Origin of the sequence: Blastococcus jejuensis, from assembly GCF_039534705.1 — a bacterium.
Taxonomy (GTDB): Bacteria; Actinomycetota; Actinomycetes; order Mycobacteriales; family Geodermatophilaceae; genus Blastococcus_B; species Blastococcus_B jejuensis.
Genome location: NZ_BAAAVV010000004.1, coordinates 333,820 through 358,346, shown reverse-complemented (window position 1 = coordinate 358,346; position 24,527 = coordinate 333,820). Strand labels below are relative to the sequence as shown.

Sequence of the window (24,527 nt, the reverse complement as noted above, 5' to 3'; positions counted from 1 at the left end):
CCATGGATGCTCACGTCGCGCTCTCCGCGCTGATCCAGCGAGCACGTTCGGTGCCCGCGGGCCGCGGTGGGTTCGCCGTGTGGAGTCAGGCGGACGGAACCTGGATCTTGCGCCCGGCGGGTGAGTGGGCGAGCGGCTACGCGGTCGGCCTGCGCTGGCTCGCAGCAGCTCACGCGGGATCGGTCGCCGGCTCGGGCGTGCTGGCCGACCGTGCCCGTGCAGGGCTCAGGGAGCTCTCGGTCGCATCCGGCCCCCACAGCGCTTTCCGGGGGTTTCGCGGCTACCTCGGCGCGGTGCCCGGGGACGTCCTTCTCTCCGATGCGGAGGCCGCGATCGCCGTAGTGGCCGCGGGGCGAGCGTTCGCAGCGGATCGACACCCCGTGGCGGGCATCGTCCCGCTGGCGGAGACGGCGGGGGAGCAGCTCCGGCCCGGCGCCGTCGAGACCAGCATCGACGCGGTCGGTCCCGCCGTCGGCGTGCTCGCCCGCGCGGCGGAGCTCAGCGGCGATCCCGGCCTCGCCTCGCTCGCCGTCTTCCAGGCGATGTGGCACCTCGAGACGTTGGTTCGCCCTGACGGTTCGGTTGCCCAGTACGCATTGCTGGACCCCGACGACGGGCGCCTGATCGACGTTCGCAGCGGCCCGCAGGGGCTCCGACCGGACTCCACCTGGGCTCGGGCACAGAGCTGGGGCCTGTTCGCCGCGGCGGCCGCTGCGCGATGGCTGCCCGACCTCCGCGCGCACATGCTGGACGTCGGCGGTCGAGTCGCGGACTGGTGGGGTGACCACCTGCCGCCGGACGGCGTTGCTCGGTGGGACTTCGCCGCACCCGAGAGCGACGCGCTGGACACCTCCGCGACGGCGATCACCGCGGCGGCCTTGCTCCGTCTGGCAGCCCTGGAACCCGGAACGACCCGCGCCGACCGGCACCGGGCTCAGGCCGAGGCGGCCGTTGACTCCCTCACATCGCGGGTCACGTCCGGGGACGACGGACGTCCGGCCGGCATGCTCCTCGATGGCTGTTACCACCACGGCGCCGGCCTTGCCACGGCCAACGAACTGGTGTGGGGGGATTTCCATCTGCTCGAAGCGCTGCTGATGCTGACCGGGCGACTCGACCCGCTCGCCTATTGACCGCGTTCAGCTGGGAGAAGTTCCCGGCGGGACAGTGTCTGCAGAAATCCATGTGAGGGGTTCCTGAGACCGCCCGCTCAGAAGGCCGGGCGGCGATGTCCCCCATGGGCCCGTCTAGGGCGTCGTACGGTCCGGGGTCGAGTCGGAGTCGGCATCCTCGCCGGGTTGGTGCGTCTCGTCGTGCAACTTTCGGTAGGCGCGGTCCTGCATGACGTTCAGCGCGAAATAGGCCAGGACCAGCAGGACGGCACCAACGATCCCCACGAGACCGGCCCAGTAAGCGACCTCGGGCGGAATGTCCCCCTTTCCCCAGCCCACCACCGTCATCTCCGCATTCTCCAACAGATTGTTGCCGCAAAGCCCGCAAGCGGCGTACGTGAAGCGGCTCGTGTGTCGAGGCGAGCAGATGTCCCCCCAGCGGCCCACTCAGAGACACGCTTCAAGCATGAGGAAGCTGCGGGGTCTGAACCGGCCGGGCAACAGCAGGCAGCGAAGCTCAGGTGCCGTGTAGCGGCTGCATCTGCCGGCTCACGACCAGGACCGACGGACGGGGCGACGTCACGCGGGAGCGCCGAGCGGCGGGTGCTCGAGCACGCGGGGCTTGTACTCGACCAGCTGGATGCGGCCGTCGAAGGTGCGGTGCTCGATCATCTCGAGGGCGACGTCCGGGTAGCCGTCATAGATGCGTTCTGCGCCCGTGGCCCCGGTGATCACCGGGAACATCCCGACCCGGAAGCGGTCGACGAGTCCGGCTCGCAGCAGGGACCGGCACAAGCTGAGGCTGCCGATCGTGCTGAGGAGCCCCGAGCCACTCGACTTCATGGCGCGGACCGTCTCGACGGCGTCGTCGCGGACGAGCGTGGAGTTGGCCCACGTCAGAGGCTCCTCGAGTGAGGAGGAGAACACCACCTTGGGCGCTTGCGTGAGCTCGTTGACGGACGCCTCCACTTCGGGCCTGAACTCGTCTTGGCCATCCGGAACCTCCCCGGCGGCGAAGCCCGACATCAGGCGGTAGGTGTTCGCTCCCATCAGGTAGGTGACCTCGGGCTGCTCGCCGAGCCATGCGAGGTACTCCGGGCCCTCGAGGCCCCAGAACCCGGGCCATCCCTCTCCCGATGCGTAGCCGTCGAGGGAGGTGATGAAATCGACGAGAAGCTCCGACATGGCGGCGTCCTTTCCTCGGGTGGCACGAGCTTGGACCGGCCGGGAGCCACGAACTCATCGGCTGCGCTGTGGGTAACGAGGAAATACACGCCGCTGCGACGTCCCGAGTTCTGGCAGGTAGGTCTCGACATGGAGCAGGTGAGGGTCTGCATCGGCGACGACGAGATCCTGGTGTCGTGGCACCCTCCTGATCGGCCGCCGGATGGCCGGCGTCACGGCGCGGAAGGCACATGCGTCCCCGACAGCGGCGAGGGCATCATCGTCAGTCGCGACGGGCAATGCAGGAAGGTCCCCGCCGGTCGAATCGAGACTCAGTCGGAGGCTCCCGTCGCCCTGAGCGGCCCACTCAGGGACAGTCCTCAGGGACATCTGGTGAGCTGCGCAGGGGTCGGGTCCACGTAGGCTTCCGGCGCTGGCGCCCCGTGGAGGTTCGGACATCCCTACGTTGATGGAGTTGACGTGGCCTACGTTCCGAGCCGCGTCTGAAGCGACGGACCCGGAGTGGGACCCGCTCACGCGTGACGATCTCCTGTTCGAGGACGAACTCCTCGATGTCCGGCTCGACGCTGGTCGATCGACCGTGAGCGTGATCATCGACAGCGGCTCACGCGGCTTCGCCCGGGTGCTCGTGGCTCACCGAGTGCGGGCGATGCATTGGTCAGTGCTCGGGCAGAACGTCCCCCGGTTCGGTCAGCGGATCGCCCGAATGATCTGGACCTCTAACTGCAGACCTGTGGCTGGAGGGCTCCGCCTGTCCCTCGGTGTCCAGGGCGACCTCGACTTCGAAGCTCGCCGCGCCTCCCGCATCAGCTTCCGCATCTCGGCCGCAGAGTTCACCAGCTACGAGCTCCACGTCGAAGGCATGCCCGAAGCTCCGCCGGACTATGGAGAACTCGACGACGCGGCGATCCAGGCACAGAGGCCTGACTGGGACTCGACGTGTCGCGTGGTCAGCTGGTCCCGCCGCACCGCCTGACAGGCATCGGCGGATAGCTCAACGTCCACGCGGGAACGAGAACAGAGTGTCCCAGAAGCCGCCTTCAGCCAGAGGGTCCCGGTCGGTACTAGGTGACGAGGACGACGACGAGCGTGCGGGGGCCGTGCACGCCCTCGACGCGCTCCAGCTCGATGTCGCTGGTCGCCGACGGGCCGCTGATCATCGTCAGCGGTGCCACCGGGTTCACGCGGCTCAGCCCGGCCGGGACGCCGCCCACCACCTGGTCGGCGGTGACGACGCAGACGAGGAAGTCCGGCAGCAGCGACAGCGCCCGGCGCCCCGACACCGGTGACCCGTCGAGGAAGAGCGTGCCGGTCTCGGCGACGGCGACCGCGACCCCGGTCACCGCGGCGGCCGCACTCGCCAGCTCCACCGCCGGGCGGCCGTCGTCCTCGGTCGCGCCGTCGGGCCGCCACGCCGCCGGCAGGCCGGGGGCCACCACGACGTCGCCGGGCGGCACGCGCGCGGCCACGCTCGCCGCCACCTCGTCGGGGCCGCAGCGCACGACGGTCGCTTTGTAGTCCTCGAGCCGGTCGACGAGCAGGTCGAGCAGGGCCGGATCGCCGGGCGGGAGGTCGTCGGCGGTGCGGTAGTCGCGCACGACCGGGGCGAGCACGGGCAGCTCGTCGCCGAGCGCCGTCCGGATGCGGGCCAGCACCTCGTCGCGGGCGCTCATGACCGGTGCTCCTCGGCCCACTGAGAAGTGAAGGTCTTCGCCGGCGGGGTGGGCAGGTCGCGGGTGCGGGTCCACTTCGACGCAGGCGGGGGCAGCGCGGCCGGCAGCGTCGCCTTGCCGCGCGACAAGAAGCGACCGAGTCCGGCCGCCTTCTGGGCCAGGTGCCACAGCCGCGGGCTCGACATCGCCTTCGACAGCGCGCGGAACGCCACGGCCTCGGGTGTCGTGTGCTGCTGCGCCTCGACGTGCTCGGCCCGCAGGTGGACGAGGATCGAGGGGATGTCGATCGCCACCGGGCAGACGTCGTAGCAGGCGCCACACAGGCTCGACGCGTACGGCAGCGAGGCGTTGTCCTCGACCCCGGTCAGCTGGGGCGACAGCACGGCGCCGATCGGGCCCGGGTAGACCGAGCCGTAGGCGTGGCCGCCGGTGCGCTCGTACACCGGGCAGACGTTGAGGCAGGCCGAGCACCGGATGCAGTGCAGCGCCTCGCGGCCGATCTCGTCGGCGAGTGTCGCCGTCCGCCCGTTGTCGAGCAGCACCAGGTGGAACTCCTGCGGGCCGTCGCCGGGGATCACCCCGGCCCACATCGACGTGTACGGGTTCATCCGCTCGCCGGTGGAGCTGCGGGGGAGCAGCTGCAGGAACACCTCGAGGTCGCGCCAGGTCGGCACCACCTTCTCGATGCCCATGACCGTGATCAGCGTCTGCGGCAGGGTCAGGCACATCCGGCCGTTGCCCTCGCTCTCGACGACGGCCAGCGTGCCGGTCTCGGCGACGGCGAAGTTCGCGCCGCTGATCGCGACCCGGGCGCGGAGGAAGCGCTCGCGCAGGTGCGCGCGGGCGGCCATGGCCAGCCGGCGCGGCTCGTCGGTCAACGTCGGGTCGACGCCGGGCATCGTGCGCAGGAAGATCTCGCGGATCTCGGCCCGGTTCTTGTGGATGGCCGGCACCAGGATGTGGCTGGGCTTGTCCTCGCCCAGCTGGACGATGAGCTCGGCGAGGTCGGTCTCGTGCGCGGCGATGCCGGCGGCCTCGAGTGCCTCGTTGAGCCCGATCTCCTGGGTGGCCATCGACTTGACCTTGACGACCTCGTCGGCGCCGGTGGCCTGCACCAACCGAGTGACGATCGCGTTGGCCTCGTTCGCGTCCCTGGCCCAGTGGACCGTGCCGCCGCGGGCGGTGACCTGGCGCTCCAGCACGAGCAGGTGCTCGTCGAGCCGGGCCATCGTGGCGGTCTTGATCGCCTTCGCGGCCGCGCGGAGCTCGGCCCAGTCGGGCAGCTCGGCGGCGACGGCGGCGCGCTTGCCGCGGATGGTGCTCGTCGCGTGGCCCAGGTTGGCCCGGAGCTGACCGTCGCGCAGGGCCTCGCGGGCGGCGTCGGGGAAGGACTGGTCGCCGCGCAGGTGACCGACCCCGCGGGGCGCCGTCGGGATGCCGAGGAACACGGCGGTCATCGGGTCACCGTCGGGGTGGTGGGGTGGGCGAACGATGGCCGCGTGGACTGCTGCGGGGCCACGGCGCCCTCCGTCGAGGCGAGGATCTCGGCGAGGTGCACCGTGCGGGTGCCCGACCGCAGCCGCGACAGCCCGCCCCCGATGTGCATCAGGCACGAGGCGTCGCCGGCCGTGCACACCTCGGCGTGGGTCGAGAGCACGTTGGCCATCTTGTCGGTGAGCATCGCCGTCGAGGTGTCGGCGTTCTTCACCGCGAACGTGCCGCCGAAGCCGCAGCACTGGTCGGCGCCGGGCAGCTCCACCAGGTCGAGCCCGCGGACGGCGCGCAGCAACTGCAGGGGGCGGTCGCCGACCCGCAGCATCCGCAGCGAGTGGCAGGTCGGGTGGTAGGTGACCCGGTGCGGGTAGTACGCACCGACGTCGGTGACGCCGAGGACGTCGACCAGGAACTGGGACAGCTCGTAGGTGCGGTCGGCCAGCGCCGCGGCGTCGTCGGCCAGCGCGTGCTCCCCGGCGCGGCGGGCGACGGCGGCCTGCTGGTGGTGGATCGAGGCCACGCACGACCCGGACGGCGCGACGATCACCTCGGCCCCCGCGAAGGCGCGGACGTGGTTGGCGACGATCGGCACGGCCTCGCGCCGGTAGCCGGTGTTGACGTGCATCTGCCCGCAGCACGACTGGCCGGGCGGGACGACGATCTCGTGGCCGAGCCGCTCCAGCAGCCGAGCCGTCGCCATCGCCACCTGCGGAACCATCGTGTCCACCAGGCACGTGGCGAACAGGGCGACCTTCACGCGATCCCCTCCCGATGGACGTGCTCGGCTGCCGTCCGCCTCGCCTGCCTAGCATCCTCGGCTGCACGCCGGCCAGCTGGCGGTCACCAGGCGTCGACGTGCAGCACCGTGTCCAGGGGCTCGCGGGGAGCGGGCTTGAAGGTCTCCCCGGTGTAGTAGGCGGTCGGGATCAGCGCGCCCTGGTGCACGCCGTCCGGGATGCCCAGGACAGCCGCGACCTCCGCCTCCCGGGGGAGGTGCAGCGAGGTCCACGAGGTGCCGAGGCCCCGGGAGCGGGCGGCCAGGCAGTAGCTCCAGGCCGCCGGCAGCAGCGATCCCCACAGACCGGCCTGGTTCACCGCCTGGAACGGTCCACCGGTGCGGATGCACGGCAGCACGAGCACGGGGACCTCGCCCATGTGGTCGCCCAGCCACCGGGCGCTGGACCCCACCCGCTGCTGCACCTGCGCCCGCTCGGGCCGGTCGGCGAACAGTCGGCCGGCGAACCCGCGGGACTCCTCGTACCGGTCGAACTGCTCCCGGTAGATCTCCCCGATCGCGGCCCGCTTCGCCTGATCGGTGACGACGACCCAGTGCCAGGACTGCGCGTTGGACCCCGAGGGTGCCTGCAGGGCGATCTCGAGGCACTCCCGCACCAGCTCCAGCGGCACGGGACGAGTGAGGTCCAGTCGCTTGCGGACGGCGCGTGTGGTGGTGAGCAGTTCGTCGGGCGTCAGGGGGGCAGCCATGGCCCGAGCCTGCCGTCCCGGGAGCGTCAGTGCGCGACGGCGAGGAGGACGTCGTCCTGCGGGTCGGCCAGCTGCCACGGGCGGACGACGACCGCCAGCACGGTGACTGCCAGCGCCAGGGCGGCCACGATGATCGTGCCCATCGCGAGCGCGTCGTTGCCGAGCAGCCCGACCAGCGGCGACACCGCGGCGCCGACCCCGAACTGGACCGCGCCGAGCAGCGCCGCCGCCGAGCCGGCGGAGTCCCCGTACTGCGACAGCGCGAGGGCCGGCGCGTTGGGCAGCGCGAGCCCGGCGGCGAACAGGACGCCCCACAGCGGGACGGCGACGCCGAACAGACCGCCGATGTCGGCCGCGGCCAGAACGGTCAGCAGGCCGCCCGCGGCGGTCCCGCCGACGGTGCCGGCGATCAGGATGCGCGCCGGGGACCACCACCGGAGCAGGACCGGGTTGAGCTGGGTGGCGGCGATCAGCCAGAACGCCCCGGCGCCGAACAGCATCCCGAACTGCTGCTCGTCGAGGCCGAACTGCCGCTGGTAGACGAAGGACGACCCGGAGACGTAGGTGAACAGGGCGGCCATCGTCAGGCCGGCGACGAGGATCAGCCCGACGTACGTGCGGTCCCGGAGCAGTCCGCGGTAGGTGCGCAGCGTGCCGGCGATGCCGCCGCTGCGACGGCGCTCCGGCGGCAGGGTCTCCCGCAGGCCGAACATCCCCAGCGCGAGGACGAGGACGCCGTAGACGGCGAGGGCGGCGAACACGCCGCGCCACGAGGTGAACCGCAGGAGCTCGCCGCCGATCGTGGGGGCGAGCACCGGCGCGACGCCCATGACGAGGAAGAGCCGGGACAGCATCGTGGCCGCCGCCCGTCCCTCGTACAGGTCGCGGACGATGGCCAGCGCGACGACGCTGGCGGCCGCCGTCCCGATGCCCTGCAGGACGCGGAGCGCGCCCAGGACCTCGATGGTGGGGGCCACGAGCACGAGCAGCGATGCCACGACGTGCAGCGCCGTGCCGGCGAGCAGCGGGCGGCGCCGCCCCAGCGCGTCGGAGAGCGGGCCGATGACCAGCTGGCCGAGCGCCAGGCCGATCAGGGTGCCGGTGAGGGTCAGCTGCACCGTCGCCGACGACGTCGCCAGCTCCTCCCGGATGGTCGGCAGGGCGGGGAGGTACATGTCGATGGTCAGCGGGCCGAGGGCCACGAACGCGCCGAGGGTCAGCGCGAGGCGGGCCATGCCCGGGCGGCGGGGCGGCGCGGCGGCCGGGCGACGCTGAGGTTCGGCCTCGACACGTGTGTCGGGCGCGGGGGCGGTGAGCGTCACGAGGGTCCTTCGGGAAGACGGCGGATCGAGCGGCCGCCGTTGGCCCTCTCGTCCAGGCCAATCCGCTGTTCCCCTCGTTCATTCCGAGAACGTGGAGTTGTCCGCCGCACACATCGACGACGACCTGCAGCGGTCGGAGACCCTCGCCCGGCCGCCGTCCGGTCATAGGGTCCGCGAACACAGCGACCGACAACGCAGCGACCGACGCTCTGCGACCGAGGGAGGACGTGGGATGAGGACGGACGAGCTCGCAACCACGCTGCGCGACGGGATGACCGTCTCGCGGGTGTTCGGTGAACCCTACGAACGCGACGGCGTGACCGTCATCCCGGCTGCGGCGGTCCGCGGCGGCGCGGGAGGCGGGACCGGGAAGAAGGACGAGACCGGGGAGGAGGGCGAGGGGGGCGGCTTCGGCCTGGTCGCCCGCCCGGCCGGCGCCTACGTGATCAAGGACGGCGCCGTCACCTGGCTGCCGGCGGTCGACGTGAACCGGATCGTCACGACCGCCGTCCTGGGGTGGGTCGCCGCCGCCTGGCTGCTCGCGCGGGGCCTGCGGCGCCGCTAGGGCCGCCCCCGTCACAGCCCGTCGCGGCGGGCCACCTCGCCGAGCCAGGGGACCGACGATGGGTTCCCCACGCCGCGCCATCGCGCCCATGACCGATGGCAGCGCGGTCCGGCGCCGGGCACGGCGACAGGACGTACGCCCCTGGCGCCATCAGCCGGGCCGCGGTCACGGTCAGGACGTGGCGCTGGCGCGACTCCGCATGGACGAGCTCATCAACGCATGGGTCGCCGACCGTTGCACGCCGTTCCAGATCGCCCTGCTGGGCGTGTTCGACTCCGGGCCGTTCCTCCTGGCCGACGGGTCCGTCGACGTGCCGCGGATCCGGCGCGAGCTCGTCGCGCGGGCACGCCGGGTCGTGGCCTTCCGACGACGGGTGATCTGGACACGGTTAGGCGAGGGGATGCCGGTCTGGGCTGAGGACCCCTCGTTCGATCCGGGCCGGCACATCGAGGGCGCCACCCTTCCGTCAGGGGACGACCTCGCGACGTGGGCGGCGCAGCGGATCCTCCGCCCCCTCCCGCTGGACCGGCCGTTGTGGCGGGCGGAGGTGGTCGACGGCCTGCCGGGTGGCCGGTTCGCGGTGATCATCGTCGTGCACCACGTCCTCGCCGACGGCATCACGGGGGTGGCCCTCGCGGGTTCTCTCCTGGATCCGGCGCCGGACGCGACCCCGGCCCCGACCGCTCCCCACCCGACGCCGTCACTGCCGACGCACCTCGACATCTACCGGGACCGGCTCCGGGGGCTGGCAGCCGGACTCGGCCGGCTCCGAGCCGGTTCTCGCGCCCATCGGAGCGCGAGAATCGGGCTCCGGGCCATCCGGACCCGGCTGCGGGAGACCCGGGCGCTGCTCGGCACCCGTACGTCGGAGACCTCCCTGCCCCGCACGGTCGGGCCCACGCGGCGGCTGGTCGTCGTCCGGTGGCCGCTCGGGGAGTTGCGCGACAGCGGTCACGCACTCGGGGTCACGGTGAACGATCTCCTCCTCGCGGCCGTCACCGGCGGCCTGCGGAAGCTGCTGCTGGCTCGCGGGGACGACGTCGACCGGCTCACCCTCCGCACATCCGTGCCGGCGGCCACGCGGGAGGGGCGGCAGGCCAGCGGGATCCTGTTGGTGGACCTGCCCGTGCGCGAGACCGATCTGCTGCGGCGCCTGGAGCTGGTCCACCAGGCCACCGCGGAGCAGAAGCGGGGCCTGAACGCCGGGACGGCCGACATCACGGACCTCCTGCACCTGCCGCTGCCGCTGGCCAGGATGGGCACGCGCTGGCTGCGCCGGTTCGGCGGCACGAGGGTCAACCTGTTCGTCAGCGACGTCCCCGGGCCTCCGGCGCCGCTGTGGCTGGCCGGAGCGCGGCTGCTGGAAGCCGTCCCGGTCGCGCCGCTGGTCCAGCACGTCGGGCTCTGCGTCGCGGCCCTGTCCTACGCGGGCGAGCTGGCGGTGTCGGTGCACGCCGACGGATCGGTGACCGAGCTGGAGCTCCTCGCCGAGGGCGTGGCCGCCGACTTCGCCGCCTTCCGGGCCGCCGCGCCGACGCCGGTCCCGGCGGAGAACGTCGGCGGCTGACGCGGGCTACCGGGGGACGACACCGGCGTCGTGGCAGGGCAGGTCGGAGAAGCCGACGGTGTCCTCGACGGCATGCAGGCCTGGTCGACGACACCGACCGGGCGCCTGCCACCGTCACCGCGTCGGTAGCCGGCTGCGAGGATGTGCGGGTGACGGTCGAGGCCCGGTGAGCCGCAGGCTCGGATGGGCCGTGGTCGGCACCGGGGGGATCAGCCGGACGACCGCCGGCGACCTGCACCAGACGGAGAACCTCGATCTGGTGGCCGTCGCGTCCCGGACGATCGACAACGCGGCGGAGTTCGCCGCCGAGTTCGAGGTGCCGCGCGCCTACGGGGACTACGACGCCCTGTTCGACGACGACGACGTCGACGTCGTCTACATCGGCACGCCGATCGCGACGCACGCCGACCTCGCGCGACGGGCGCTGCTGGCCGGCAAGCACGTCCTCGTCGAGAAGGCGTTCACCACCACCGCCGCGGAGGCACGGTCGCTGGCCGCCCTCGCCGCGGAGCGGGGGCGCTTCCTCATGGAGGCGATGTGGATGCGCTTCAACCCGGCCTTCCGTCGCATGCTCGACGAGGTGTCCGCCGGCGCGATCGGCGACGTGCGGACCGTGCAGGCCGGGTTCGGCATCCCCTTCCCGCCGAGCTGGAACATCTGGCGACCCGAGCTCGGCGGCGGCGCGCTGCTCGACATGGGCGTGTACCCGCTGACGCTGGCCCATCTGATGCTCGGCCCGCCCGAGATCATCCGGGCCACCGGTGAGCTCCGGCGCGACGGGCTCGACGTCACCGCCTCGGTCTTCCTGCGCTACGGCGAGGGCAGGTTCGCCCAGGCCCTGACCTCGCTGGCCGGCTTCGTCAACCCGGTGGCGACCGTCGGCGGCACGGAGGGGTTCATCGCCTTCGACCAGCCGTTCATGTCGGCCGACTCGTTCCGGGTGGAGACGCCCCCGGACGGCGAGCCGCGGACGGTCACCGTGCCGCTCGAGGGCGCCGGCTACGTGCCGATGTTCCGTGCGGTGGGCGAGGCGATCGCCGAAGGCCGGCTGGAGCACCCGTGGCGGCCGCTGGCGGAAACGATCGCCGTCCTGGAGACGATGGACGAGGTGCGCCGGCAGCTGACCGGCGACCCGCGTCGGCGGGGACGTGGCTGAGGCTCCCTCCGAACGGCCAGGTGCGAACGCCGACATGACGAGCGGGCCATCTACTCAGCGGGCCATCTACTCAGCGGGCCATCTACTCAGCGGGCCATCTACTCAGCGGGCCATCTACTCAGCGGGCCATCTACTCAGCGGGCGAGGTGCTCCCGGAGCGCGGTCACGACCATCCGGTGGTCGTCGAGCTGGGGCAGGCCCGACACCACGACGACGCCGACCGGGCCGACGTCGCGCACGAGGACCGGGAAGGCGCCGCCGTGGGCGGCGTAGCGCTGCGGGTCGAGGCCGAACTCGGCCTCGAACGTCGTCCCGCGCTCGATGCTCGCCTGCCGCACGTACAGCGAGCTGTGCCCGAACCGGTGGACGACGCGGCTCTTCCGCTCGATCCAGGAGGCGTTGTCCGGTGTCGCCCCGGTCAGTGCGACGGAGAACAGCCGGTGCCGGTTGCGGGCGATCTCGATCGCGACCGGGGCGCCGGCCCGGCGGGCCGCGGCGACGAGCGCCGACCCCAGCTCCCACGCGTCGTCGTTGGTGAAGGAGGTGAACTGCAGTTCCTGCTCCTCGGCGGCGAGTTCTGCCAGGGAGGGGACGTCGGTGGTCATGGGCCCTTCCTACCGGCCGGTCACGGCCGGAACACCTCCCGCAGCGCCTTCATGAGGGCGTGGTGGTCGTAGGGGCGGGTCGTGTTCGCCATGACGACGATGCCCAGATCCAGGCCGGGGTAGATCCGCATGGCGTTCCAGAACCCGCCACCGGTGCCCCAGTGCTCGACGAAAGACGGGCGCGCGCCGCGGTCGCGCGCCTGCCGGAACCAGCCGAGCCCGAGGTCGAAGGGGCGGCCGGGCGTCCGGATGTCGCGCATGCGCTGCGCCGTCTCCGGCCGGAGCACCCGCGAGCCCTCGATCTCGCCGTCGCCCAGGTGCAGCCGGGCCAGCCGGGCGGCGTCGGTGACGCTGCCGACCAGCCCTCCGTAGCCGGCCCCCACCACGCGGAAGCTCTCCAGCGCGACGAACCCGCCGCACCGGGGGCCGGTGACCCCTCGCGGCAGCGCCGCCCGGAGGAGGGGATCGAGCGGGCGCGGCAGGCGGACGTACCCCGTGGCGGAGTCGGCGGCGTCCGGGCGGGCGTACCCGGTGCCGCTCATGCCGGCCGGCTCCAGGACGGCCTCCCGGACGTAGTCCTCGAACGGCTGCCCGGCCGCCGCCGCGATCACCTCGGCGAGGACGAGGTACCCGACGTTGGAGTAGCGGGCCGGGCCGCCGGCAGCGCGGCGGGGCCGCCCGTGGCGGGCGAGCAGCGCGGCCGCGGCGGGAGCCGCCTCCGTCGCGGCCCGGTCGGTGGGCAGGACCCAGCGCAGGGGGAGCGGGTTGGGCGCCCCCGACGTGTGGTCGAGCAATTGGCGGACCACGGGCGGGAGGCCGCGGCGGGCGCGGAAGCCGGGCACCAGCGAGTCGACGGGCGCGTCGAGGTCGAGCCGGCCCTCGTCGACCAGGCGCATCGCGGCGGTGGCGGTCGCGATCTTCGACATCGAGAACCAGAGGTAGGAGGTGTCCGGGGTGGCCGGCGCCCGGGTGGCGAGCTCACGGAGACCGAAGCCCTCGGCGTGCAGCAGCCCGGTCGAGTCGGTGACGGCGACGGAGAGGCCGGGCACGTGGTGGCGGGCCATCAGCGCGGTGATCGCGGCCCGCGCCGCGGCGAGTTCTACGACCACGGGGTGGGACTCGACGGATCGTTCACCCCGGGCAGGGTCCTCGTGAGCGCCGACCCGGGCAAGGGCTCAGGGAGCCGGCGCCCGCATCGCCGACCGTCCGGCCCCCGGAGCCGCCTCGGACTGCAGCAGCGGGAGGGTGCGGAAGGGCACGAGCTGGGACAGCGCGACGACGCTGGTGGAGCGGACGACCGCCGACGAACGGTTCAGGTCGACCAGGATCTGCTGCAGCCCCTCGTGCGAGCTGGTCGCCACCCGGCAGAGCACGTCCCCGCTGCCGGTGGTGGCGTGCGCCTCGAGCAGACCGGGGATCGCCTCGAGGTCCCGCTGCACGTCCTCGATCGCGCCCTGCGCGATCTCCAGGGTCACGAACGCCTGCACCCCGAAGCCCGCGGCGGTCACGTCGACGTCGGGGCCGTACCCGGTGACGACGCCGGCGTCCTCCAGCCGCTGCAACCGCGCCGAGACGGTGGCCCGGGCGACCCCGGTGATCCGGGACAGCTCCAGCGCACCCGCGCGGGGGTGCTCGCGCAAGGCGGCCAGCAGGGCGACGTCCAGCGCGTCCAGGGATCGCTTCTCGACCATGCGGAGAACTATGCAGGCTGCCTAGCTGCATGGTCCATCTGCTGACCCGATGCGTCACTCGGACCAGTCAGACCCTCGCAGGTTGCGCAGCCCCCCGCGGTGGTGTCCAGTGCCGTGGACGACGCCGTCCGACCGGAGGAGAACCGCCGTGAGCCTCGAGCAGACGCTGAACGACGAGGAGCGCCTCGCCGACCTCGACCTCGACCAGCTCAAGGAGCTCGTCGGCCTGGTCGAGTACGACGCCTCGGGCGACCCGTTCCCGGTGTCGGGCTGGGACGCGCTGGTGTGGGTGGTCGGTAACGCCACCCAGACGGCGCACTTCTTCCAGTCGGCCTACGGCATGGAGCTCGTCGCCTACTCCGGCCCCGAGACCGGCAACCGCGACCACCGCGCCTACGTGCTGAAGTCCGGTGCCGCGCGCTTCGTCGTCCAGGGCGCCTACGACCCGGCGAGCCCGCTGGCCGACCACCACCGCGCGCACGGCGACGGCATCGTCGACATCGCGCTCTCGGTGCCCGACGTCGACCGGTGCATCGCCCACGCCCGCGCCCAGGGCGCTGCCGTGCTCGAGGAGCCGCACGACGTCAGCGACGAGCACGGCACCGTCCGCATCGGGGCGATCGCCACCTACGGCGACACGCGGCACACCCTGGTCGACCGCTCCCGCTACACCGGCCCCTACCTGCCCGGCTACGTCGCGAGGACGTCGTCCTTCGTGAAGCGGGAGGGTGCGCCCAGGCGACTGTTCCAGGCCGTGGACCACGTCGTCGGCAACGTCGAGCTCGGCGCGATGGACCGCTGGGTCGACTTCTACAACCGGGTCATGGGCTTCACGAACATGGCCGAGTTCGTCGGCGAGGACATCGCGACCGAGTACTCGGCGCTGATGAGCAAGGTCGTCGCCAACGGCAACCACCGGGTCAAGTTCCCGCTCAACGAGCCGGCCGCGGGCAAGAAGAAGTCGCAGATCGACGAGTACCTGGAGTTCTACGGCGGCCCGGGTGCCCAGCACGTGGCTCTGGCGACCAACGACATCCTCGGCACCGTCGACGCCCTGCGCGCCGAGGGCATCGAGTTCCTGACCACGCCCGACTCCTACTACGAGGACCCGGAGCTGCGGGCGCGCATCGGCGAGGTGCGGGCGCCGATCGAGGAGCTGCAGAAGCGCGGCATCCTGGTCGACCGCGACGAGGACGGCTACCTCCTGCAGATCTTCACCAAGCCGATCGGCGACCGGCCCACGGTGTTCTTCGAGCTCATCGAGCGGCACGGGTCCCTGGGTTTCGGGATCGGGAACTTCAAGGCACTGTTCGAGGCGATCGAGCGGGAGCAGGCCAAGCGCGGCAACTTCTGAACGGACCCGGCTTTCTGTACCGAAAGCTGCGGTTCGCGGGTCAGCTTTCGGTACAGAAAGCTGAGATAGGGGAGGCAAGGTGGCGCACTACCGGCAGGTGGGCGAGGTCCCGCCCAAGCGGCACACGCAGTTCCGCCGTCCCGACGGCGGGCTGTACTCCGAGGAGCTGATGGGGGAGGAGGGCTTCTCGTCGGACTCCTCGCTGCTCTACCACCGGGGCATCCCGTCGGCGATGGTCGACGCCCGCCCCTGGGAGCTGCCCGACCAGACGCTGACGCCGAACGCGCCGCTGATGCCGCGGCACCTGAAGCTGCACGATCTCTTCCCGGGTGAGGAGCACAAGGCGACCGACGCGGTCACCGGCCGGCGGCTCGTCCTCGGCAACGCCGACGTCCGCATCTCCTACGCGGTGAGCAGCCTGACCTCGCCCTACTACCGCAACGCCACCGGCGACGAGTGCGTCTACGTCGAGCGCGGCGCGGCCACCGTGGAGACCGTCTTCGGCGCGCTGACCGTCGCGCAGGGCGACTACGTGATCCTGCCGCGGGCCACCACCCACCGGTGGATCCCGACCGGCGACCAGCCGCTGCGCACCTACGCGATCGAGGCCAACTCCCACATCGCCCCGCCCAAGCGCTACCTGTCGCGGTATGGGCAGCTGCTCGAGCACGCGCCGTACTGCGAGCGCGACCTGCGCGGGCCGGCCGAGCCGCTGCTGGCGGAGGGCAGCGACGTCGAGGTGTACGTCAAGCACCGCGGCGACGGCCCCGGCGGGCTGGCCGGGTCGGTGCACGTCGTACCCGAGCACCCCTTCGACGTGGTCGGCTGGGACGGGTGCCTCTACCCCTACGCGTTCAACATCGCCGACTTCGAGCCGATCACCGGCCGGGTGCACCAGCCCCCGCCGGTGCACCAGGTGTTCGAGGGGCAGAACTTCGTCGTCTGCAACTTCGTGCCGCGGAAGGTCGACTACCACCCGCTGGCCGTCCCGGTGCCCTACTACCACTCCAACGTCGACTCCGACGAGGTCATGTTCTACGTCGACGGCGACTACGAGGCGCGCAAGGGCTCCGGCATCGGCAAGGGCTCGATCTCGCTGCACCCCGGCGGCCACTCGCACGGCCCGCAGCCCGGGGCCGTCGAGCGCTCGCTGGGGGCGGAGTTCTTCGACGAGCTCGCCGTCATGGTCGACACGTTCCGCCCGCTCGGGCTGGGCGAGGGCGGCGCGGCCGTCGACGACGGGAAGTACGCCTGGAGCTGGTCGGGCCGGGGACCCTCGGCGTGACGGGTTTCGGCATCGACAACCTGCCCTACGGGATCTTCTCGACGCCCGGCACGCACCCGCGCACCGGCGTGCGGATCGGCGACGCGGTGCTCGACGTGGCCGCGCTGACCGGCGACGACGTGCACGCCACCGGCTCCCTCAACGCGTTCATGGCCCGCGGGCCGGCCGCCTGGGCGCAGCTGCGGGCCGACCTCACCGGCCGGCTGAGCGACGCGGCGCACCGCGCCACCGTCGAGGAGTACCTGCACCGGCTGGACGACGTGACGCTGCACCTGCCGTTCGAGGTGGCCGACTACGTCGACTTCTACAGCTCGCGCCACCACGCGGAGAACGTCGGCCGCATCTTCCGCCCGGACGGCGACGCGCTCACCCCCAACTGGACGCACCTGCCGATCGGCTACCACGGCCGCGCCGGCACCGTGCGCGTCTCGGGCACCCCGGTCGTGCGGCCGTCCGGGCAGCGCAAGGCACCGCAGGACGCCGCCCCGACCTTCGGCCCGTCGATCCGGCTCGACATCGAGGCCGAGGTGGGGTTCGTCGTCGGCACGCCGTCCGAGCTGGGCACCGCGGTGCCGCAGGCGGCGTTCGCCGAGCACGTGTTCGGGGTCTGCCTGGTGAACGACTGGTCGGCCCGTGACCTGCAGGCGTGGGAGTACGTGCCGCTGGGCCCGTTCCTCGGCAAGTCGTTCCTGACGTCGGTCTCGCCCTGGGTCGTGCCCCTGGCCGCGCTCGAGGCGGCCCGGGTGGCGCCGCCGGCCCGCGAGCACGAGCTGCAGGGCTACCTCCAGGACGGCGAGCCGTGGGGGCTGGACCTCGACCTGGAGGTGCGGCTCAACGGCGAGGTGGTCAGCCGCCCGCCCTTCGACCAGATGTACTGGACCCCCGCGCAGCAGCTCGCCCACCTGACCGTGAACGGGGCCTCGCTGCGGACCGGTGACCTCTACGCCTCCGGCACGGTCAGCGGGCCGGGGAGGGACCAGCGCGGCTCGCTGCTGGAGCTGTCCTGGAACGGCACGCAGCCGCTGACCCTCGCCGACGGTTCGACCCGCGCCTTCCTGGAGGACGGCGACGTCGTGACGATCAGCGCCACCGCGCCCGGCGCCGGAGGCGGCCGGATCTCCCTGGGCGAGGTCACCGGCCAGGTGCTGCCGGCGCGCTGAGGGCCGGCGCAGGGCCCAACGCATCTGGGGACGGTGCGCTGCTGCCGGTACGGTCCGCCGCGCGGGGGGAGAGCTCTGCGAGGTGGGACATGCGCGCCATCGCCGTCCGCGAACTCGGGGAAACCCCCACCCTGACCGACCTGCCCGAGCGGGACCCGGCGCCCGGTGAACTGCTGGTGCGGGTCTCCGCGTCGTCGGTGAACGGGTTCGACGTGGCGGTGCTCGCCGGCTGGGTCCAGCAGTACATGGAGTACCGCTTCCCGATCGTGCCCGGCAAGGACTTCGCCGGCACCGTGGAGGCCGTCGGCGCCGACGTCGACGGCTTCACCGCCGGGGACGAGGTGTTCGGCGTGGCCCTCCCGGCCTTCGTCGGCAGCGACGGCGCCTTCGCGGAGTACGTGACCGTCGACGCCCGGTACGGCGTGACGAGGATGCCGGGCGGGCTGGACCGTGCCGTCGCGGGCGCCCTCGGGCTGGCGGGCTCGGCGGCGCTCACCGCGCTGAGAGCCCTCGGGCTGCAGTCCGGGCAGACCCTGCTGATCTCCGGGGCCACGGGCGGGGTCGGCGCGATCGCCCTGCAGTACGCCGTCGCGTCGGGCGTGCGGGTGCTCGCGACGGCCCGGCCGGGCGCGGAGACGGAGTTCGTGCTCGGGCTGGGGGCGGAGCGGGCGCTGGACTACGGCGCGGACGTGGTGGCGGCATGCCGATCGCTGGCCCCCGGCGGCGTGGACGGCGTGCTGCACCTCGCCGGGGACCCCCGGGCCCTCGTCGACCTGCTGGCGCCCGGCGGCTGCCTGGCCTCGACCCTGCTGTTCGGGCCGGAGCAGCACCCGGCCGCGGTCTCGATCGTGGCCGACGCCGGCGGGGAGACCCTCGACCGGCTGGCCGGTGATGTCGCCGGCGGGCGGGTGACCGTGCCGATCACGCGCCGGTATCCCCTGGCCGAGGCGCCCCGGGCGCTGGCGGACTTCAGCGACGGCACGGTGGGCAAGTACGCCGTGGACGTCGAGTGAGCTAGCGGCGGTTCGCGGAGTCGAGGAGGCCGTCGAGGACGTCGCGGGGGAGCACCACCTGACCGGTCGTGCCCCGGCCGACCTCGCGCCCGTCGTCGTCGGTGGCGGTGACCTCGCAGGTCAGCCGGTTGCCGCGCACCTCGACGCAGCGGGCCTCGATCCGGAGGCGGTCACCGACCCAGCTCGGCGCGAGGTGCTCGACCGACACCGAGCTGCCCAGGCCCTCCTCGCCGTCCTCGAGGTGGGGCAGCAGCACCTTGCGGCCGGCCTCCTCGAAGTGCTTGGCCATCGTGTAGGTCGCGTAGACCGGGTGCACGCGGCCGAGCTCGGCGAAGTCGACGGTCATGTCGGCCGTCACCTGGACCTCGAGGACCGCCGCCGTGCCGACCGGGATCGCCCGCACGTCGTCAGGCGTCGTAGTCGATGGTGACCGTCTCCGACACCGGCACGGTCTGGCAGGTCAGCACGTACCCGGCGTCGACCTCCCGGGCCTCCAGCGCGTAGTTGCGGCGCATGGTGACCTCGCCCTCGGTCACCCGCGCCCGGCACGTGCCGCAGACGCCGCCCTTGCAGGCGAAGGGCAGGTCGCCGCGCACCTTCTGCGCGGAGTCGAGGACGGCGACGTCGCGGGGGAGCGCCATCGTCGTCGAGCGGCCGTCGAGGACGACGGTGACCTGGCTGGCCGGCCCGGTCACGGTCTCCTCGTCGCCGCGCACCGGCTCCGGCGGGATGTCGTCGACGTAGAACAGCTCCTGGTGCACCTTCTCCGCCGGCACGCCGAGCTCGGCGAGCAGGGCGCGGGCGTCGTCGACCATCCCGTGCGGCCCGCACAGCCACCAGTGGTCGACGTTCGGGGTGTCGACCAGGTTCTCGACCAGGGCCCGCAGGCGGGCGCCGTCGAGGCGGCCGCTGGTCAGCTCGGCGTCCCGCTGCTCCCGGGACAGCACGTGCACCAGCTCGAGGCGGGCGCCGTAGCGGTCCTTCAGGTCGGCCAGCTCGTCGGCGAACATGACCGTGTTGGTGCGCCGGTTGCCGTAGAAGACGGTGACCGTCGACTCCCCGTCGCGCAGCACGGTGGCGGCCAGCGAGATGGCCGGCGTGATCCCGGACCCGGCGACGACGAAGACGTGCTCGCCGGGCACCGACAGGTCGGCGGTGAACGTGCCCGACGGCGGCAGGACCTCGATGGTGTCGCCCGGCTTGACCTGGTGGACCAGGAAGGAGGAGAAGAAGCCGCCGGGCACCTCCCGGACGCCGACCCGCGGCGCGGCACCCATCGGGGCGCAGATCGAGTACGAGCGGCGCTCGTCCCGGTCGCCGTCGATCCGGCGCAGCGTGAGCGCCTGGCCGGGCTTGAACCGGTAGTCCTCGACGAGCTCGTCGGGGACGTCGAAGGTGACGGCGACGGCGTCGTCGGTGAGCTGCTCGATCTTCGCGACGGTCAGCGGGTGGAACTGCGGGCGGCGTCGGGCGCTCACCGGGGCGTCGGTCGTCGTCACTGGTTCAGATCTCCTTGACGTGTTCGAACGGCTCGCGGCAGGTACGGCAGCGGCGCAGGGCCTTGCAGGCGGTGGCGCCGAACTCGGAGAGCTCCTCGGTGTCGCTGGAGCCGCACAGCGGGCAGGCGGCGGTCCGCCGGGTGGGGCCCAGCTGCAGGGGGACCGGGCCGGTGGCGCGGACCGGCGCCTTCCCGGGCGGGGCGATGCCGCCCGCCGCGAGCTTGGCGCGACCGGCCTCGCTGATCCAGTCGGTGGACCAGGCCGGGGAGAGGACGGTGCGGACGTCGACGTCGTCGAACCCCGCCCGGTGCAGGGCCAGCACCAGGTCGGCGCGCATGACGCCCATGGCCGGGCAGCCGGTGTAGGTGGGGGTGATCTCGACGACGACGGCGCCGTCGTCCTCGATCCGGACGTCGCGCAGGACGCCGAGGTCGGCGAGGGTCACCATCGGCAGCTCGGGGTCGGTGACCGCGGCCGCGACCTCCCACGGGTCGACCGTCACCGGCGCGCTCACCACGTCGCCGCCGGGTGCTGGCGGGCCAGCGACTGCAGCGTTTCGAGGAGCTCGGCCAGCTCCGGGCCGTGCTCGCCGAGCCGCCCCCGGGGCGCGGCGTCGGCCGGCCACGCCGGAACGGTCAGCGTCGCCCGCTCGAGCACCTCGGTGAGGACGCCGTGCACCTCGTCGCGGACCGTCGACGGGTCGACGGCGACACCGGCGTCGGTGAGTCGCCGCTCGAGGTCGGTGGCGGTGAAGACGTCGTCCAGCAGCGGCCAGACCGCCGCCACGCCGGCCTGCGCGCGGCGGTGCGACTCGTCGGTGCCGTCACCGAGGCGCAGCACCCACCGCGCGGCGTGGTCGCGGTGGTAGGCCAGCTCGTTGACGCCCTTGGCGGCGATCGCGGCCAGCACCGGGTCGCGGGAGTCGCGCAGCCGGGCGAACACGGCCAGGCGCACGGTGGCCGCGACCAGCAGGCGGGCCATCGTCTGGGCGAAGTCACCGTTGGGCGCGGCCACCAGGGCCGTGCAGCGGAACTCGTCGGCGTCGCGGAAGTAGGCCAGCGCGTCCTCGTCGGGGATCGACTCGGTGGCCCGCTCGCGGCTCCGGCCGAGCACGCCGACCGAGCCGGCGCGCGCCAGCAGCAGCCGGGCCTGGCCGAGCAGGTCGAGGGCGACGTTGGCGACGGCGACCTCCTCCTCGAGCTCGGGCGAGGCGGTGATCCACTGCGTCAGCCGCTGGGCGAGCACGAGGGCGTCGTCGCCGAGCATGAGGCAGTACTCGCCGAGCTCGGCCGGGTCGATGCCGTCGGGGACGGTCGTGTCGACGCCGGCCAGCGGCTCGTCGAAGCCGGTGCCGAACGCCCAGTGCCCGTGGTCCTCCTGGGCGTTGCCGAGCGCGTCGTAGACGGTCTCTTCGTGCGCCATGCGTGCTCCGGTTCCCGGCGAGATCTGCACACCGGCCCGCTTCGGGTGACCGGAGCGGGCGAGTGTGCAGATCCCGTCCGTTACATGTGGGGGACGTTCTCGGGGATGTCGTAGAACGTGGGGTGCCGGTAGACCTTGTCGCCGCTGGGGGCGAACATCGGGTCCTTCTCGTCGGGGCTGGACGCGGTGATGTCGGCGGCCTTGATCACCCAGATGCTCACGCCCTCGTTGCGCCGGGTGTAGAGGTCACGCGCGGCGTGCACGGCCATCTCGGCGTCGGGCGCGTGCAGCGACCCGACGTGCACGTGGTTGAGGCCGCGCTTGCCGCGCACGAACACCTCGTACAGCGGCCAGTCGCGGCGCGCCGTCGCCCGCTTCGGCTCGACCGGCACCTCCGGCCCGGTGGGGACGGCGCCGTGCCCGCCCTCGCTGGTCAGGTCGGTCACGCCGCCACCCCCGAGTGCTTCGCGGCGTAGGCCGTGGCCGCCTCGGTCACCCACGCGTTGTCGTCGCGGGCCGCGCGCCGGCGGGCGATGCGCTCCTTGTTGGCCGGACCGTCCCCACCGACCACGCGCTTGAACTCGTCCCAGTCGATCTGGCCGAACCGGTAGTGGCCGGTCTCCGGGTCGTAGGAGAGGTCGGGGTCGGGCAGGGTCACGCCGAGCACCTCGGCCTGGGGCACCGACATGTCGACGTAGCGCTGGCGCAGCTCGTCGTTGCTGTGCCGCTTGATGCCCCACGCCATCGACTGCGCCGAGTTGGGGCTGTCGTCGTCGGGCGGGCCGAACATCATCAGCGACGGCCACCACCACCGGTCCACCGCGTCCTGCACCATCGCCCGCTGCTCGGGGGTGCCGCGCATCATCGTCATCAGCAGCTCGTAGCCCTGCCGCTGGTGGAACGACTCCTCCTTGCAGATGCGGATCATCGCCCGGGCGTAGGGCCCGTAGGAGGAGCGGCACAGCGGCACCTGGTTGCAGATCGCCGCGCCGTCGACGAACCAGCCGATGACGCCGACGTCGGCGTAGCTGAGCGTCCGGTAGTTGAAGATCGAGCTGTACTTCTGCTTGCCCTCGATCAGCTTGTCGGTGAGGTCGGCACGGTCGGCGCCGAGGGTCTCGGCCGCGGAGTACAGGTACATGCCGTGGCCGGCCTCGTCCTGCACCTTGGCCAGCAGGATCGCCTTGCGGCGCAGGCTGGGGGCGGCGAGCAACCAGTCGCCCTCGGGCTGCATCCCGATGATCTCCGAGTGCGCGTGCTGGGCGATCTGCCGGATCAGCGTCTTGCGGTAGCCCTCGGGCATCCAGTCCCGCGGCTCGATCCGGTGCTCGGCGGCGATGGTCGCGTCGAACTGTGCCTGCAGTTCGTCCTCGTCGACGGGGCGGTCCAGCGTGGCGGTCATGCGCGTCACCTCGAGGTCGGGGGATTACTGACCGGGCGGTCGGTAATTAGTGTGCCCCAGGTCTCCATCCGGCACAAGTGCATCGTTCGACGAGTTCACCGATCCCCGCTTGACAGGTCGCCCGGTTCCACGGTTGGTTACTGACCGGGTGGTCTGTAAATGGCCGCCGGACGGCACCTGTCCCACGGAGGCGCAGCGGATGCGATCGACCACGGAGACGACCCGGCGGCTGGGCTCGGCGCCCGACCCCGCCACGCTCGACCCCGCCGAGCGGATGGGCGTCGACGAGCTGCGCGCCCTGCAGCTCGAGCGGCTGCAGTGGACGCTGCGGCACGCCTACGCCAACGTGCCGCACTACCGGCAGGCGTTCGACGCCGCCGGCGTCCACCCCGACGACTGCCGGGAGCTCGCCGACCTCGCGAAGTTCCCGACGACGGCCAAGGCCGACCTGCGCGACAACTACCCGTTCGGCATGTTCGCCGTCCCGCAGGAGCAGGTCCGCCGCATCCACGCGTCGAGCGGCACCACCGGCCGGCCCACCGTCGTCGGCTACACCGAGGGCGACATCGACGTCTGGGCGACGGCGATGGCCCGGTCCATCCGCGCCGCGGGCGGGCGCCCGGGGGACAAGCTGCACAACGCCTACGGGTACGGCCTGTTCACCGGTGGCCTCGGCGCGCACTACGGCGCGGAGAAGCTCGGCTGCACGGTCATCCCGATCTCCGGCGGCATGACCACCCGCCAGGTGCAGCTGATCCAGGACTTCGGACCCCGCGTGATCATGGTGACGCCGTCGTACATGCTCGCCCTGCTCGACGAGATCGAGAAGCAGGGCATCGACCCGCGGTCGACCTCGCTGGAGATCGGCATCTTCGGCGCCGAACCGTGGACCGAGCAGATGCGCCGGGAGATGGAGGATCGCCTCGACATCGAGGCGATCGACATCTACGGGCTCTCGGAGGTCATGGGGCCGGGCGTGGCCCAGGAGTGCGTGGAGACCAAGGACGGCCTGCACATCTGGGAGGACTACTTCTACCCGGAGATCATCGACCCCGTCACCGGCGAGGTGCTGCCGGAGGGCGAGCAGGGGGAGCTGGTCTTCACCTCGCTCACCAAGGAGGCCATGCCGGTCATCCGGTACCGCACCCGCGACCTGACCCGGCTGCTCCCCGGCACCGCCCGACCCGGGATGCGCCGGATGGAGAAGGTCACCGGCCGCACCGACGACATGATCATCCTGCGCGGGGTCAACGTCTTCCCGACCCAGATCGAGGAGATCGTGCTGCAGACCGAGGGGCTGTCACCGCACTTCACCCTCGAACTGGCGACCCGGGAGCGGATGGACCACCTCACCGTGCAGGTGGAGGCCCGCCCGGACTGCCCGCCCGAGCGCCGCACGGCCGCGGCCAAGGAGGTGTCCAAGCGGATCAAGGACACCGTCGGCGTCAGCGTCGCCGTCTCCGTCGTCGACCCGGAGACCCTCGCCCGCTCGATGGGCAAGCTCCAGCGGCTGCACGACCTGCGCACGCGATGAGCC

The 24,527-nt window shown here is 72.7% G+C and carries 26 protein-coding genes; 10 read left to right on the top strand and 16 right to left on the bottom strand.

Features of this window, described 5'->3' with window-relative positions; genetic code table 11:
- Positions 1 to 2: 2 nt before the first annotated feature.
- Positions 3 to 1,133, top strand: a complete 1,131-nt coding sequence (locus ABD644_RS11305) for a hypothetical protein (RefSeq protein WP_344688963.1) — start codon at positions 3 to 5, stop codon at positions 1,131 to 1,133.
- Positions 1,134 to 1,247: 114 nt separating this feature from the next.
- Here the strand turns inward: ABD644_RS11305 and ABD644_RS11300 are convergent, their stop codons facing one another.
- Together ABD644_RS11300 and ABD644_RS11295 are read right to left on the bottom strand one after the other, a co-directional pair.
- Positions 1,248 to 1,460 (bottom strand): hypothetical protein, encoded by a 213-nt coding sequence (locus ABD644_RS11300; RefSeq protein WP_344688962.1) that lies wholly within the window; start codon positions 1,458 to 1,460, stop codon positions 1,248 to 1,250.
- 231 nt (positions 1,461 to 1,691) lie between these two features.
- The gene (locus tag ABD644_RS11295) at positions 1,692 to 2,297 is read right to left on the bottom strand and encodes a dihydrofolate reductase family protein (protein WP_344688961.1); all 606 of its coding nucleotides are present in this window, start codon (positions 2,295 to 2,297) and stop codon (positions 1,692 to 1,694) included.
- A 448-nt stretch (positions 2,298 to 2,745) separates the two neighbouring features.
- Between ABD644_RS11295 and ABD644_RS11290 the strand changes: the two genes are divergently transcribed.
- A complete protein-coding gene (locus ABD644_RS11290; RefSeq protein WP_344688960.1) occupies positions 2,746 to 3,273 on the top strand; it encodes a hypothetical protein in 528 nt (175 codons plus the stop codon).
- 88 nt (positions 3,274 to 3,361) lie between these two features.
- Here the strand turns inward: ABD644_RS11290 and ABD644_RS11285 are convergent, their stop codons facing one another.
- The 5 genes from ABD644_RS11285 to ABD644_RS11265 form a co-directional block, all read right to left on the bottom strand.
- Entirely contained in the window at positions 3,362 to 3,970 is a 609-nt protein-coding gene (locus ABD644_RS11285) for a LutC/YkgG family protein (RefSeq protein ID WP_344688959.1), read from the bottom strand.
- Positions 3,967 to 5,427, bottom strand: a complete 1,461-nt coding sequence (locus ABD644_RS11280) for a LutB/LldF family L-lactate oxidation iron-sulfur protein (protein WP_344688958.1) — start codon at positions 5,425 to 5,427, stop codon at positions 3,967 to 3,969. The genes ABD644_RS11285 and ABD644_RS11280 overlap by 4 nt, the downstream gene beginning before the upstream one ends.
- Positions 5,424 to 6,221 (bottom strand): (Fe-S)-binding protein, encoded by a 798-nt coding sequence (locus tag ABD644_RS11275; RefSeq protein ID WP_344688957.1) that lies wholly within the window; start codon positions 6,219 to 6,221, stop codon positions 5,424 to 5,426. Before ABD644_RS11275 ends, ABD644_RS11280 begins: the two co-directional genes overlap by 4 nt.
- A gap of 83 nt (positions 6,222 to 6,304) precedes the next feature.
- Positions 6,305 to 6,949, bottom strand: coding sequence for a nitroreductase family protein (locus tag ABD644_RS11270; RefSeq protein ID WP_344688955.1), 645 nt, complete (start codon positions 6,947 to 6,949; stop codon positions 6,305 to 6,307).
- Positions 6,950 to 6,975: 26 nt separating this feature from the next.
- A complete protein-coding gene (locus ABD644_RS11265) occupies positions 6,976 to 8,271 on the bottom strand; it encodes a multidrug effflux MFS transporter (RefSeq protein WP_344688954.1) in 1,296 nt (431 codons plus the stop codon).
- 232 nt (positions 8,272 to 8,503) lie between these two features.
- On the opposite strand from ABD644_RS11265, the gene ABD644_RS11260 reads away from it, so the two are divergent.
- The 3 genes from ABD644_RS11260 to ABD644_RS11250 all read left to right on the top strand — a co-directional run bounded on the left by ABD644_RS11260 (position 8,504) and on the right by ABD644_RS11250 (position 11,559).
- The gene (locus ABD644_RS11260; RefSeq protein WP_344688953.1) at positions 8,504 to 8,836 is read left to right on the top strand and encodes a spore germination protein GerW family protein; all 333 of its coding nucleotides are present in this window, start codon (positions 8,504 to 8,506) and stop codon (positions 8,834 to 8,836) included.
- Between the two features lie 178 nt (positions 8,837 to 9,014).
- Positions 9,015 to 10,403: a wax ester/triacylglycerol synthase domain-containing protein gene (locus ABD644_RS11255; protein WP_344688952.1), complete on the top strand. Its 1,389-nt coding sequence runs from the start codon at positions 9,015 to 9,017 to the stop codon at positions 10,401 to 10,403.
- A gap of 166 nt (positions 10,404 to 10,569) precedes the next feature.
- Positions 10,570 to 11,559, top strand: a complete 990-nt coding sequence (locus tag ABD644_RS11250; protein ID WP_344688951.1) for a Gfo/Idh/MocA family protein — start codon at positions 10,570 to 10,572, stop codon at positions 11,557 to 11,559.
- A gap of 134 nt (positions 11,560 to 11,693) precedes the next feature.
- Here the strand turns inward: ABD644_RS11250 and ABD644_RS11245 are convergent, their stop codons facing one another.
- The 3 genes from ABD644_RS11245 to ABD644_RS11235 form a co-directional block, all read right to left on the bottom strand.
- The gene (locus ABD644_RS11245) at positions 11,694 to 12,164 is read right to left on the bottom strand and encodes a heme-degrading domain-containing protein (RefSeq protein ID WP_344688950.1); all 471 of its coding nucleotides are present in this window, start codon (positions 12,162 to 12,164) and stop codon (positions 11,694 to 11,696) included.
- A 20-nt stretch (positions 12,165 to 12,184) separates the two neighbouring features.
- Complete coding sequence (locus tag ABD644_RS11240; protein ID WP_344688949.1) at positions 12,185 to 13,273, bottom strand: serine hydrolase domain-containing protein; 1,089 nt, start codon at positions 13,271 to 13,273, stop codon at positions 12,185 to 12,187.
- A gap of 66 nt (positions 13,274 to 13,339) precedes the next feature.
- Positions 13,340 to 13,855 (bottom strand): Lrp/AsnC family transcriptional regulator, encoded by a 516-nt coding sequence (locus tag ABD644_RS11235; protein ID WP_344688948.1) that lies wholly within the window; start codon positions 13,853 to 13,855, stop codon positions 13,340 to 13,342.
- Positions 13,856 to 14,003: 148 nt separating this feature from the next.
- On the opposite strand from ABD644_RS11235, the gene hppD reads away from it, so the two are divergent.
- From hppD to ABD644_RS11215, 4 genes are all read left to right on the top strand, one after another.
- Entirely contained in the window at positions 14,004 to 15,209 is a 1,206-nt protein-coding gene (gene hppD, locus ABD644_RS11230) for a 4-hydroxyphenylpyruvate dioxygenase (RefSeq protein WP_344688947.1), read from the top strand.
- Positions 15,210 to 15,288: 79 nt separating this feature from the next.
- On the top strand, positions 15,289 to 16,494 hold the full coding sequence (locus ABD644_RS11225; RefSeq protein ID WP_344688946.1) for a homogentisate 1,2-dioxygenase: 1,206 nt from the start codon (positions 15,289 to 15,291) through the stop codon (positions 16,492 to 16,494).
- Positions 16,491 to 17,654: a fumarylacetoacetase gene (fahA, locus tag ABD644_RS11220; RefSeq protein WP_344688945.1), complete on the top strand. Its 1,164-nt coding sequence runs from the start codon at positions 16,491 to 16,493 to the stop codon at positions 17,652 to 17,654. The genes ABD644_RS11225 and fahA overlap by 4 nt, the downstream gene beginning before the upstream one ends.
- Positions 17,655 to 17,743: 89 nt before the next feature.
- Positions 17,744 to 18,667 (top strand): NADP-dependent oxidoreductase, encoded by a 924-nt coding sequence (locus tag ABD644_RS11215; protein WP_344688944.1) that lies wholly within the window; start codon positions 17,744 to 17,746, stop codon positions 18,665 to 18,667.
- Position 18,668: 1 nt separating this feature from the next.
- Here the strand turns inward: ABD644_RS11215 and ABD644_RS11210 are convergent, their stop codons facing one another.
- From ABD644_RS11210 to paaA, 6 genes are all read right to left on the bottom strand, one after another.
- Positions 18,669 to 19,070, bottom strand: coding sequence for a thioesterase family protein (locus ABD644_RS11210; protein WP_344688943.1), 402 nt, complete (start codon positions 19,068 to 19,070; stop codon positions 18,669 to 18,671).
- A 4-nt stretch (positions 19,071 to 19,074) separates the two neighbouring features.
- Complete coding sequence (gene paaE, locus ABD644_RS11205) at positions 19,075 to 20,166, bottom strand: 1,2-phenylacetyl-CoA epoxidase subunit PaaE (protein ID WP_344688942.1); 1,092 nt, start codon at positions 20,164 to 20,166, stop codon at positions 19,075 to 19,077.
- Between the two features lie 4 nt (positions 20,167 to 20,170).
- On the bottom strand, positions 20,171 to 20,668 hold the full coding sequence (gene paaD / locus ABD644_RS11200) for a 1,2-phenylacetyl-CoA epoxidase subunit PaaD (protein WP_344688941.1): 498 nt from the start codon (positions 20,666 to 20,668) through the stop codon (positions 20,171 to 20,173).
- Between the two features lie 8 nt (positions 20,669 to 20,676).
- The gene (gene paaC / locus ABD644_RS11195) at positions 20,677 to 21,588 is read right to left on the bottom strand and encodes a 1,2-phenylacetyl-CoA epoxidase subunit PaaC (RefSeq protein WP_344688940.1); all 912 of its coding nucleotides are present in this window, start codon (positions 21,586 to 21,588) and stop codon (positions 20,677 to 20,679) included.
- An 80-nt stretch (positions 21,589 to 21,668) separates the two neighbouring features.
- A complete protein-coding gene (gene paaB, locus ABD644_RS11190) occupies positions 21,669 to 22,034 on the bottom strand; it encodes a 1,2-phenylacetyl-CoA epoxidase subunit PaaB (protein WP_344688939.1) in 366 nt (121 codons plus the stop codon).
- Entirely contained in the window at positions 22,031 to 22,990 is a 960-nt protein-coding gene (gene paaA / locus ABD644_RS11185; RefSeq protein WP_344688938.1) for a 1,2-phenylacetyl-CoA epoxidase subunit PaaA, read from the bottom strand. Before paaA ends, paaB begins: the two co-directional genes overlap by 4 nt.
- 199 nt (positions 22,991 to 23,189) lie before the next feature.
- Between paaA and paaK the strand changes: the two genes are divergently transcribed.
- Positions 23,190 to 24,524: a phenylacetate--CoA ligase PaaK gene (gene paaK / locus ABD644_RS11180; RefSeq protein WP_344688937.1), complete on the top strand. Its 1,335-nt coding sequence runs from the start codon at positions 23,190 to 23,192 to the stop codon at positions 24,522 to 24,524.
- Positions 24,525 to 24,527 lie beyond the last annotated feature (3 nt).

Bases quoted from the DNA above. Each gene is read 5' to 3' on its own strand.
- ABD644_RS11305 (WP_344688963.1), top strand. From the start codon at position 3: ATGGATGCTCACGTCGCGCTCTCCGCGCTGATCCAGCGAGCACGTTCG.
- ABD644_RS11300 (WP_344688962.1), bottom strand. From the start codon at position 1,460: ATGACGGTGGTGGGCTGGGGAAAGGGGGACATTCCGCCCGAGGTCGCT.
- ABD644_RS11295 (WP_344688961.1), bottom strand. From the start codon at position 2,297: ATGTCGGAGCTTCTCGTCGATTTCATCACCTCCCTCGACGGCTACGCA.
- ABD644_RS11290 (WP_344688960.1), top strand. From the start codon at position 2,746: ATGGAGTTGACGTGGCCTACGTTCCGAGCCGCGTCTGAAGCGACGGAC.
- ABD644_RS11285 (WP_344688959.1), bottom strand. From the start codon at position 3,970: ATGAGCGCCCGCGACGAGGTGCTGGCCCGCATCCGGACGGCGCTCGGC.
- ABD644_RS11280 (WP_344688958.1), bottom strand. From the start codon at position 5,427: ATGACCGCCGTGTTCCTCGGCATCCCGACGGCGCCCCGCGGGGTCGGT.
- ABD644_RS11270 (WP_344688955.1), bottom strand. From the start codon at position 6,949: ATGGCTGCCCCCCTGACGCCCGACGAACTGCTCACCACCACACGCGCC.
- ABD644_RS11260 (WP_344688953.1), top strand. From the start codon at position 8,504: ATGAGGACGGACGAGCTCGCAACCACGCTGCGCGACGGGATGACCGTC.
- ABD644_RS11245 (WP_344688950.1), bottom strand. From the start codon at position 12,164: ATGACCACCGACGTCCCCTCCCTGGCAGAACTCGCCGCCGAGGAGCAG.
- ABD644_RS11235 (WP_344688948.1), bottom strand. From the start codon at position 13,855: ATGGTCGAGAAGCGATCCCTGGACGCGCTGGACGTCGCCCTGCTGGCC.
- ABD644_RS11215 (WP_344688944.1), top strand. From the start codon at position 17,744: ATGCGCGCCATCGCCGTCCGCGAACTCGGGGAAACCCCCACCCTGACC.
- paaC (WP_344688940.1), bottom strand. From the start codon at position 21,588: ATGGCGCACGAAGAGACCGTCTACGACGCGCTCGGCAACGCCCAGGAG.
- paaA (WP_344688938.1), bottom strand. From the start codon at position 22,990: ATGACCGCCACGCTGGACCGCCCCGTCGACGAGGACGAACTGCAGGCA.
- paaK (WP_344688937.1), top strand. From the start codon at position 23,190: ATGCGATCGACCACGGAGACGACCCGGCGGCTGGGCTCGGCGCCCGAC.